Source organism: Streptomyces cinnamoneus (assembly GCF_014650495.1).
Taxonomy (GTDB): Bacteria; Actinomycetota; Actinomycetes; order Streptomycetales; family Streptomycetaceae; genus Streptomyces; species Streptomyces cinnamoneus.
On the sequence record NZ_BMVB01000038.1, the window covers coordinates 25,709 to 34,151 of the forward strand.

Sequence of the window (8,443 nt, forward strand, 5' to 3'; positions counted from 1 at the left end):
CAGCTGCACTGTCCGTGACACGAGGCTGCCATGATCCTGGCTACAACCGATCCCGACCCTCAGAACTTCTGGACCGCGCTGACGGTGCTGGCCAGCCTCCTCACGGGCTTCCTCGGGGGCTGGGCGACCTTGCGGGCCGCGAACCCCAGACGCCAGCTGGCTTACTGGATGCCCGCAGCTACCCGCTTGCTGCACACATCAGACTCCGTCGGAGACCTTGTGGTGATGCGCGGGGGCCAGACCCTGCGGCATCCCCACGTCCTGGACGTCAGGCTGATGAACCGAGGCCGCCGGGACGTGGCCAGCAGCCACTTCGACAGCGGCACACCAATCCGGCTCAATGTCGGAGCCCCCATCGTTGAGGTCCTCGACGTTGCCTCTCAACCGGGCTGGCTGCACACTCCCACGACCGCCGTCGACGACACAGCCCTCACTATCGCCCCTGGCTTGATCGCCAAAGGCCAGACCATCCACTTCTCGGTTCTCGTCGACGGGCCTGCCCCCCGCCTCACCTGCCAGGCATCCCTGATCGACGTCACAGTCCAAGAGAAGCGGGAAACGAACCGACAGAGCGTTGTGATCTCGAACGCGTATCTGTATCTGGTCCCGGGCCTTGCGACCATTTTGCTTCTGTTTGCTCTGGCGCCGTGGGTGGAGCCTTGGTTCGCGCAGGCGCCTATCTACTACCTCTTCTTCGATTACGGCGTTGTGCTGGTGATCGGACTGGTGCTGCTGACCTTTGTTCTCTGGGGAGCAGTGAACGAGTGGTCACGGCGAAGGCGGGTACGACGCGAGCCGAGCCGGAACTGAGCAGAGCATGCTGGGGCGCTCAGCTCCGTCGCTGACGCATGGGTGCGCAAAACCGCAGGTCAGGGCCGACCTGGACAATCAAGCGGTCGGTAAAGCGGCGCGCGAGGTCCTCTTCCGCTTGCGGCTGATGCACCCCGAGCTGACCGTGGTCTGGGCTGACTCCGCTTACGCCGGTGGCCTGGTCGACTGGGCCCGCTCGTTCCTGAAGCTCACGGTCAAGACGGTCGGCCGGCCGAAGAACACCCCGGGGTTCGTCATCTTGCCCCGCCGTTGGGTTGTCGAACGCTCGATCGCTTGGATCATGCAGGCCAGGCGCAACGCGAGGGATTACGAGAGGCTGCCGCAGCACTCGGAGGCGTTGATCACCTGGGCCGCGATCACGCTCATGACCCGCCGGCTCACCCGTCCGGGCGGCGCCGTTGCCCGGTGAGACCCAGCTCGTTGGACCTGGAATGGGAGAGCTTCCAGGCACGGACCGGCTGGCCGAGTGGGTGGAACGCGTTGAAGCGGCGGTGCCGGAGCTGGAGAGGCTGGAACGTCTGCACCCGCAGTGCACGTCCCTGGCCGACGTCCTGAACAAGGCCGGGAAAGCCTGGGCCGATGTCGGGCTCACCGCCGAGGACGGCGCCCGCCTGGACGAGGTGTTCACCCGCATCCACGACGCCTGACCGCTGAAGTCATACCGCGTCGCCCGCCCCGTCGCTGCTGGTCACACCAGCTCTTCTACCTCACCAGCCCCCGTCCTGGCGCCCACTCGCGAAGGTGCCAAGACCCGTTGCGGCCCCTGTCCGGGGAGGGCAGGAGGCCGTACCGTGGGGTGGGCTCCCTCATCGCCGGAGAGCTACTAGAAGCTGTTGCGCATCTCCACCGTGAGTTACCTGGGCTGGTGGTTGCTGTGAAGGAGTCAGGTGAGGAGGCGGGCTGTCCGGGTGCTGTCGTCTACTTCTACGGCCCCGAGCCTGCTCAGGCCCAGCCCCTGCGCACAGCAGCGGCTCCTGCCTGGAACCGGCTTGAGACGCCGAGTGTGGTGAGGAGATCGCCGACGCGGCGGCTGTAGGTGCGCAAGGACAGGTTCAGGTGGGCTGCGGCGGCCTCGTCGGGTGTTCCTGCGAGCAGGCAGTCCAGAACGGGACGCAGGTAGCGAGGGAGTTCGTCGGCGGTGGGGTGGGCGGCGGGGTTCTCGCCACTGCTCCACCAGGATCGGTGTGCGCGGACGAGTGTCTGGACCACTGCGGGATCCCGGACGAGAAGCATGCCGTTGTGAAAGACGTCGAGGTCGAGGGGGATGACCGCGATGGTGCGGTCGATAATGCTGACGCGGAACGGGATTTCGCTGATCAGTCGGGCCTGGGAGCCGTCCCGCCAGGGGATTGTGCCGACGTCAGCGTCTTGGGCCAGGCCTTGACGGGTGGTGATCTGCCGAACCGCGGCTGCCTGGTTGTTGACCACGGTGCGGATGCACGCTGCCACGTGAACCAGTTGGCGTTCGGTGATCCCCCCGTTGATGCAGCCGGACGGATCGTCGAAGGCGAGCAGCTCATGGCGGGTTCTGCTGCACAGTCGGCCAGAGGCGGTTCCGACGTTCTTGGGTTCCACCAGTTGGGCGGGGGGTCTTAGGCCCCGGTTCGCATAGAAAGAGGACTGGTCCAGTGCCAGGTGCATCGCTTCGCGGGAGGCTTCTCGGTGTTCTTTCGGCACAGACATCGGCGTCGTCCACTTCACCGCTCAATTGCCAATGGTGACGAGAAGAACACTATCAGCCACATTTGATTGCGGCTTCAATAACTGTCTTGTTCACGCCAGGCACTGGATCCAACGCGGTGAGCAACGACATGCTGGTCATGCCGGACAGAGGGCGGCAAAGAGGCGCATCACAGGTGCAACCGCCCCTCGGTAACGCCAATTCACGTCCGGCCCGTCAAAGGAGATCGCCATGTACATGAAGAAGGCTGCCCCGACCATCATCGCCGGACTGGTATCACTGGTCTGCTTCGCTCCGCCCCTCGTGGCTTCGGCTGCCGCGGACGCCCGGGACTGCGGCAGCCGGGAGGTCTGCTTCTGGACGGGTTCCACCCATGTCGGCAAGCCTCAGTGGCGGTGGGAGCCCGGCAACGGCCGCTTGGAGCTGCCTGGCTCTCTCAAGTACAAGGTCGGCGCCTTCCAGGCGAACACCAAGGCATGCTTTTACGGCGGCGGGGAGACCCGTGTCGTCAACGGCGGCGACTTCCGAGTGAAGTACACGAACGACTTCGGCAGCAGGATCGACTCCGTCGGACCCTGCTGACACAGCATCGGCGAGCGAAACCGCCTGCTTGACCGAGGGCGGCGACAGCACTCCGTCGCGCCCCTGGGCGCCGACGTGGCCTTGGCTCGGCTCGGGCCCCGGCCACGTCGGCTAAACTCGGGAGGGGCGGTCCTGGGCCGTCAACTGGGCGGGCCCAGCGTCGCACGGCGGTGGCCGGGTCCTCAAACCGGCCGTCCTCACCGTCGCCGGCGTCTTCGTTCTCGCCGGCCGCCAGGACGTCCTGGTATTCCTCACCAAGTTCGTCGTCCTCGTCGACCTAATCCGCTCACTCACCGTAGAAGCACACCAGCTTCCTAGAACCACGGCCACAGGTCCCGCGATCACCCACACGAGGGGCCTCCCTGACGATCAAGAGATCCCACACAGGCACTTACGTGGTGGAGCAGTGCCTGCACGGGATGGGTGATGGTGATGTGGGCGTGGTCGGCATCGGTCTGCTCGTCGTCCACCCAGACGAAGGGCCTGCCGTCGGCGTGGGCCACCAGTGGCGCGGTTTTCCAGTGGACTCCGTCTGGGCGCTCGTTCATCAGGGCCTCTCCGAAGTCGACGAACGGCAATGCCGGGAGGCTGAGGACAGGGCCGATCCACCGGTTCGCGTCGCTCATCCAGGCGCTGGCCCAGCACAGTTCGAAGCCGAGGGCCAGCAGAGCCTGGCCGTGGGCAGGGTTGAGCCACATCGTCTCCGGTCGCCGGTAGGACCGCGGGCTTCCGACTGTGGAGGGGTGGCGCGCCTCGGCCGAGAGGCGGACGGTGGTGTAGCCCTCGGGGCATGTGCCGGAAGGCGTCGCATACGGGTTCAACGGCCCGTCCACTGCGTGCCCGAGCCCTCGTGCTCACGCAGGAACCGGTCCGCCTCCGTGTGGAGCGTGCCCTCGGGCCAGACGATCGTCCATGACCGCCGCCCGTTCTTCCTCTCGATCCGCTGGACCCTCAAGTCCCCGACCACGACGTGCCGTACCACTTGTCCTCCGTACCGACTCCGGAACATGACAGACGTCCCGGTCCCGGTCGGTAAACGGCCCATGACGTCCTGGTCACAGGCCCAGACGGACATCACGGGCGGCACTACCCGCGGTCGGTAAAGTCGATGTCCAAGAACAGCAATGGTCATCGGCTCACGACGTCCCCCCGAGTGCGGTCGGCCGCTTCACCGCAGCGTAGCCCGTCCTGCTGGGCGCCAAGGCTGTGATGATCTACTACGTGGGCAAGATGATCACAGCCTCGGATGCATCCCGGACATCTCCTTTCAGCGCCGCACATCAACCTGCGCTGGAGCAGACGATCCGCCTACCGCACCACGACCTCATGAAAAGGACCCCGGCCAACCGCGGCCCCCCCGCCGGCACGCCCATCGGCCCCAGGCAGCCGCATCCCGCACCGCTGCAAGCGCTTCGCTCCCGACTCCCTAGCTGCTCACTCGCGTGCCGGAGTCCGGCGGGCCACGAGCCGTGGTCGTGCAGGCCCCTCTGGCGGCGGCCACCTGCGGGAGAAGGCCACCAACGAACACCGCGCCCGTCAGCCAGCATGACGCACACGCCTGCGACGATCTCGGGCCCTGATCCGACGGACTGGGTTGCACCCCAGGGAACGCAGGCGATGTCCGTGCCCTTGGTCCGACGCAATCGAGCCGGTGTGCCACCTCCGCCGCGCCACTCCAGGATGCCGACGGGCATGGGCAAGGCCGCCGTGCTGATCTGCAACCGTAGACCAACCGGCTGACCGGAAAGGACTGCCTGGGATGATCAATACGGTAACCGGATGGCCCATGGCCGGGCACCTACACCAGCAAGGAACGCCATGACCGACTACCTGACCGCTGCCATGGCAATGCTCGGTCCCGCCCCGAACCGCTACGCCGATCCGGACGCATGGGACCGGCTCCGCGCCGAACTCGGAGTCCGGCTGCCGTCCGACTACCAGGTTCTCGTGGACGCCTACGCTCCCGTCAAGCTCAACGGCCACCTGTATCTGCACCATCCAGCCACCGAGCGGTGGAACCTGGGGCAAAAGATCAAGGACACCATACGGGCCTGGTCCGGCGTGCCCTGGAACGACCTCAACCTCGAAGCGGACGAGGACCCGCGTCGGCTGTTCGGACTCAAAGAGCTGACCTTCGGTACCCACGACGGCCTCTGGCCGCTCGCGAGCACCGACCGAGGAGAGACCATCTTCCTCGTCAGCCCCTCCCACGCCTCGTGGCTGCTGGTCGAGGACGGGGAAGGCGGCTGGGCGCGCTACGACATGGGCTTCGCCGAATGGCTGTACCGCTACCTCATCGGCGAGGACATGGCCGGCCCCAACAGCTCCGCCTTCTACCCCGGCCCTGTGAAAATGGAACCCCGTCCGATGTCCTACGAGGACCGCCCCGAACCTTGGCACGGCCCGGACCGGGGCATGTAACCCTGCCCTTCATCGCAGGCGCGAGGAAGGGGGCTTACTCGCTGCCGCGTGAATAAGCTGCGGTGCTCTCATTGCTGCGGGGAAATCGCTGGTACTACGGCAACTCGGAGAACGGGCACCCGGGGCTGGATCTGATCCCGCTACCCGAAGAGCCTAGGGGGCCGCTAAGCCCTTCGGATAGCACGGGCCTCCAGCGCGCGCCCCGCCGGTCATGGGAGCAGGCGCCGGCCGCCCTGGGTGTGAGTCTCGGCCGAGGTGGGAAATGTCCGTGCTCAGCACGATTCCCAGAAGAAGCGGCCCTCCCTGCCGTCGGGGCTGAGGAAGGCGTAGCCGTACCCGTAGCCGAAGTTGAGGAAGTACGGATCGTCTTCCGCTTCGCCGCAGTCTGTGAGGCGGAAGAAGAACTGCCAGGGAGCGTCGACCTGCGCATGGTGGGTGTAGTCGGCTACGCCGCCGACGTACTCCTCGGGGGCCTCGTCGGCCTCGTCCTCCGGGGCCGGCACCAGGTCGATGTACCACTCAACGGGCACCTCGCTCTCGTCCGGCCCCCACCGCCACAGAGACCGGCCACGCGTGCCGGGCGGGCCGATGACGGCGTGGGGCGGTATCCGGCCGCCAGGCTGGATGAGCAGCACGGCATCACCGTTTTCGGCGCCTATGCCACCCCAGATACGGTCGTCCTCATGCAAGAAGAGGTAGGCGAGGCGCTTGTCGCTACCCGGCACGGGAAACTGGCCGACGAAGACCAGCGGCTCTCCGCTGGCAGGATCGATCGGCCAGGTGGGGTCGCTGAGCCAACAAGGCGCGCCGCCGAGCTTGGCCACTGGCTCGATAGCCGGCTGCCTGGCGGGCCTGAGGGCCATCCGGCAGCGTGGCAGGAAGGCGGCGTCGTAGGGGCCCGCGGCCAGGCCGGCGGGATGCGGATTCATGACCCGGACCGTACAACGAACCACTGACCGGACACGCCGGCGATCCACCCTGCCCGCGCCGCGAAGAGCACAGTGCTGCCATTGGCCATGAGTAAAGTCGCTGGTCGATTACGATCAGTAGCCACTGATGGGGAATGGCAAACGATTCAAGGGGCGTTGAGGCGATGTCCAACCGTGTCACCACAGCAATATCCATGGTCTGCGCGGTCACTGCGCTGACGCTGGTCACCGGCTGCGGACGCGACATCTCGTCTCCGGAAAGCCGGGGAAGCAGGGATAGCGGCGCGCCGGACCTTAAGGCTCCGATGACCAGCTACGACCCCCCTCGGACCTTCGGTAAGCCCGGAGTCCCTCTGCCCAAGGAGGCAGGTTTCGGCCCGAGCAGTGACATCTGGGGCTCGGCACTTGGGGGCCGCCTGCCCGTCACGCTGTACAAGACCTGGGCCTACATCGCCTCACCGTACGACCTTCAGGCCGTCAACACAGACAACGGACGAGTGACGACCGTCCTCCCCCAGCACGAGGCACTGGTGGAGCCTGAGGACCGCATTACCGAAGAACTCTCAGGGCCACCACTCCTGGCCAGCGTCGGTGGCCGTTCTCAGATCATCGTCCCCTTCGGTATCCAAATCCCTGGATCCGGTACCACGGCCGCGACCCGCACACTGGAGCTCACCGCCGTGGACGCAGACTCCGCCGCCCAGCAGTGGAGGACCCAGCTGCAGCTTCCCGACTGGGCGCGGCGCGCCTACGGGAAACTGGCGGTCACGATGGTCGGCGGCCAGGGCAGCACCGCAGTTGTCAAAGTCGCCAACTCATACCACTCCACCGCATACGCCATCGACTTAGAGACGCACCGCGTCCTGTGGCAACAAGACCTCGCCGCCATGGCTGTGACCGGCGGCAACATCGCCGTGTTCGATCGAGACACCGGTGAGACCCGGCTGAGGACCGTAGACCTGCTGACCGGAGAGACCACCTGGACCGATACCGGGACGGCTCACCAGGTGAACGCCTCCGTAGCAGGCCCCAACGTGCTGCACTACTCGGGCAACGACTACAAGAGCGGACACGAGTTCACCAAGTTCCTCAACGCCCGGACCGGCGAGCTGCTCAACAACGTCGAGAACCTCGCGCGTGTGACCTGTACGTATGACGGCAAAGCCACCACGGTCTGCTCCGGCAAGACGGGCGACTTCGAAAACCCCGACCAGGTCTTCGCCGTCGACGCCACCACCGGCAAACTGCTGTGGAAGCTCCCCGACACAACAGCCAACCGGGTCGCGCCGTCCATCACCACGGCATGGAACGGCCGCGTATACGGCACCACGCGAAACGGCCCGGTCGCCCTCGACGCCCGCACCGGTGCCGACACCACCCCAGGGCCCGGCCTGGCACCCGTCCTGGTCAACGGCTACACCGGACTCGCTATCGACGGCAGGACAGTAACAGCCCACCGCACCACCAGCTGATCAACCCGGTGAAATCCCGAGCCAGGCGGCTGCAGGGACGACCCGCCTCCGCCCCGCCAGCTTGCGGGCCGCAGGTGCCTCGCAACCATCGGTGCACTGCACAACTCTGGCCGGGCGACACCAGAGGCACAGCGTTCATGCAGTGGTAGAGAAGACGGCGGGCATCAGGAACCCACCGCTCGAGGGAATCCCGGGCACGAAAGCTGACTCGCCGGCGCATCGACTGCAGACCGCAGCATCGGACACGCATCCGTACCCCTTCCCGTTCCTGGACCTGGGATCCGGGACGGGACAGAACCCATCCGAGCCTTGGGCTGGTGGTGGCAGCCGGCGGCGCGTTCACCGCTGGAGCCGCCATGAGGGGCGTACGGTCGCTATGCGCGTTCAGACAGGACGGCGCGCCGGCGGTCCCGCGGTCAGTTCGCACGTAGCGCGGGACCGCCCAGCCTGTAAATGATGTCCCGTAAGGGGTTGTTGGGGCAGGCTGATGTGCCTCTCGTGTGTTCGTGGGCTATCCCGCGAGAGCG

Annotated in this window: 9 protein-coding genes and 1 pseudogene; 6 read left to right on the forward strand and 4 right to left on the reverse strand. The window is 66.4% G+C overall.

Features of this window, described 5'->3' with window-relative positions; all coding sequences use genetic code 11:
• Positions 1–30 precede the first annotated feature (30 nt).
• From IE182_RS29940 to IE182_RS29950, 3 genes and pseudogenes are all read left to right on the forward strand, one after another.
• Positions 31–810: a hypothetical protein gene (locus IE182_RS29940; RefSeq protein ID WP_190113125.1), complete on the forward strand. Its 780-nt coding sequence runs from the start codon at positions 31–33 to the stop codon at positions 808–810.
• 64 nt (positions 811–874) lie between these two features.
• Positions 875–1,222, forward strand: a pseudogene (locus IE182_RS29945) (transposase); the annotation flags it as partial.
• A gap of 40 nt (positions 1,223–1,262) precedes the next feature.
• Positions 1,263–1,478 carry a hypothetical protein gene (locus tag IE182_RS29950; RefSeq protein ID WP_190113127.1) on the forward strand — a complete coding sequence of 72 codons (216 nt, stop codon included), beginning with the start codon at positions 1,263–1,265 and terminating at the stop codon, positions 1,476–1,478.
• A 295-nt stretch (positions 1,479–1,773) separates the two neighbouring features.
• On the opposite strand, the gene IE182_RS29955 is transcribed toward IE182_RS29950, so the two are convergent.
• Positions 1,774–2,532: a helix-turn-helix domain-containing protein gene (locus tag IE182_RS29955; RefSeq protein ID WP_229845240.1), complete on the reverse strand. Its 759-nt coding sequence runs from the start codon at positions 2,530–2,532 to the stop codon at positions 1,774–1,776.
• A 211-nt stretch (positions 2,533–2,743) separates the two neighbouring features.
• On the opposite strand from IE182_RS29955, the gene IE182_RS29960 reads away from it, so the two are divergent.
• The gene (locus IE182_RS29960) at positions 2,744–3,094 is read left to right on the forward strand and encodes a hypothetical protein (RefSeq protein WP_190113128.1); all 351 of its coding nucleotides are present in this window, start codon (positions 2,744–2,746) and stop codon (positions 3,092–3,094) included.
• A gap of 341 nt (positions 3,095–3,435) precedes the next feature.
• On the opposite strand, the gene IE182_RS29965 is transcribed toward IE182_RS29960, so the two are convergent.
• Both IE182_RS29965 and IE182_RS29970 read right to left on the reverse strand, forming a co-directional pair.
• A complete protein-coding gene (locus IE182_RS29965) occupies positions 3,436–3,927 on the reverse strand; it encodes a hypothetical protein (RefSeq protein WP_373303638.1) in 492 nt (163 codons plus the stop codon).
• Positions 3,912–4,076, reverse strand: a complete 165-nt coding sequence (locus tag IE182_RS29970; RefSeq protein ID WP_229845241.1) for a hypothetical protein — start codon at positions 4,074–4,076, stop codon at positions 3,912–3,914. Before IE182_RS29970 ends, IE182_RS29965 begins: the two co-directional genes overlap by 16 nt.
• 836 nt (positions 4,077–4,912) lie before the next feature.
• On the opposite strand from IE182_RS29970, the gene IE182_RS29975 reads away from it, so the two are divergent.
• Positions 4,913–5,515 (forward strand): SMI1/KNR4 family protein, encoded by a 603-nt coding sequence (locus IE182_RS29975; RefSeq protein ID WP_190113130.1) that lies wholly within the window; start codon positions 4,913–4,915, stop codon positions 5,513–5,515.
• Between the two features lie 272 nt (positions 5,516–5,787).
• Here the strand turns inward: IE182_RS29975 and IE182_RS29980 are convergent, their stop codons facing one another.
• Positions 5,788–6,444, reverse strand: a complete 657-nt coding sequence (locus IE182_RS29980) for a hypothetical protein (protein ID WP_190113131.1) — start codon at positions 6,442–6,444, stop codon at positions 5,788–5,790.
• A gap of 164 nt (positions 6,445–6,608) precedes the next feature.
• Here IE182_RS29980 and IE182_RS29985 point away from each other — a divergent pair, with 164 nt between their 5' ends.
• A complete protein-coding gene (locus IE182_RS29985; RefSeq protein ID WP_190113132.1) occupies positions 6,609–7,916 on the forward strand; it encodes an outer membrane protein assembly factor BamB family protein in 1,308 nt (435 codons plus the stop codon).
• Positions 7,917–8,443: the final 527 nt, after the last annotated feature.

Bases quoted from the DNA above. Each gene is read 5' to 3' on its own strand.
- IE182_RS29980 (WP_190113131.1), bottom strand. From the start codon at position 6,444: ATGAATCCGCATCCCGCCGGCCTGGCCGCGGGCCCCTACGACGCCGCC.
- IE182_RS29960 (WP_190113128.1), top strand. From the start codon at position 2,744: ATGTACATGAAGAAGGCTGCCCCGACCATCATCGCCGGACTGGTATCA.
- IE182_RS29950 (WP_190113127.1), top strand. From the start codon at position 1,263: ATGGGAGAGCTTCCAGGCACGGACCGGCTGGCCGAGTGGGTGGAACGC.
- IE182_RS29985 (WP_190113132.1), top strand. From the start codon at position 6,609: ATGTCCAACCGTGTCACCACAGCAATATCCATGGTCTGCGCGGTCACT.
- IE182_RS29975 (WP_190113130.1), top strand. From the start codon at position 4,913: ATGACCGACTACCTGACCGCTGCCATGGCAATGCTCGGTCCCGCCCCG.
- IE182_RS29940 (WP_190113125.1), top strand. From the start codon at position 31: ATGATCCTGGCTACAACCGATCCCGACCCTCAGAACTTCTGGACCGCG.